Here is a 1028-nt window from a genome sequence, read left to right as displayed (position 1 = left end):
TATCCAGTGAGTGGTTCACCCTCTTCCCGTGCAGCACGCTCCTCCGTTCGGCCCTGCGCGAGCACGCCGCGCACGAGCGTCGCCGCGGCCTCGCGCGTGCCCAGCCCGCAGCCGGCCGCGATCGCGGTCATCGCGCCGGGATCGAGGCCGTCGGCCGGATGCAGCATCAATTCGGGAAACGGCGGGTCGTACGGCGGCGCGCCGGCACCGATGAAGCCGACGTGTACCTTGCCGGCACCCGCGAACAGCGCCGCGCGTGCGGCCAGGATCGGCGCCCCGCACATGCCCGTGTCGCCGCCGAGCACCGCGAGACTGCCGAATGTGCCCTTGTGGGATGCGAATGCACGCGCCGGCAGGGCGGCGGCGAACCGCGCGGGATCGTTCAGCACGATGGCCGGTGCGGCGGGCGGCGCGACGTCGAGCGAGGCGACGTCGATCTCGCCGGCGAGATCGCGGCCTTCGCCCGTGTAGAGGCCCGGCTTCGCGCCGATGAAAGTGAGCGTGTGCGTGGCGGCAACTGCGACGCCCGCGCCGACGATCTGGCCCGTATCGCTGTCGAGCCCGCTCGGCACATCAAGCGCGAGCACGTGGCCGCCGCTGCGCGCATGCGCGGCGATGCGCGCGGCCTGCTCGGCGAATACGCCGTCGAGTGCACGGCCGAGACCGATGCCGAACAGCCCGTCGACGATCCATGCATGGTCGTCCAGCGAAGCGGGCGGCGTGGCCGACAGCGGCACGCCGGCTGTGCGCGCGAGGCCGAGCGCCCATTGCGCGTCGTCCGGTTTGACCGGCACCGGCATCCACGCCTGCGTCGCGACGCCGAGTTGCTGGAGGTGTGCGGCGGCAACCAGCGCATCGCCGCCGTTGTTGCCTGGGCCGACCGCGAACCATACGGGGCGGTCGTCGCCGGGTCGATCGAGTTGATCTCGGTGCGCATCAGATCGTCGACGCCGGTGCCCGACGGCCCGTTCAGCCAGTCGTAGCCCCACGCGTGCTTGTCGGCCCACGCGGTGGTCGCGTTCGGGATG

General features: G+C 72.5%; 1 pseudogene. It reads right to left on the bottom strand.

From position 1 onward, the window contains the following. A pseudogene (locus G3O06_RS48475) lies at positions 1-905 on the bottom strand (NAD(P)H-hydrate epimerase); the annotation flags it as partial. Positions 906-1028 lie beyond the last annotated feature (123 nt).

Origin of the sequence: Burkholderia sp. Ac-20345, from assembly GCF_017104825.1 — a bacterium.
Taxonomy (GTDB): domain Bacteria; phylum Pseudomonadota; class Gammaproteobacteria; order Burkholderiales; family Burkholderiaceae; genus Burkholderia; species Burkholderia lata_B.
The sequence above is the reverse complement of the archived record's forward strand: the minus strand, read 5'-3'. Positions and strand labels throughout refer to the sequence as shown.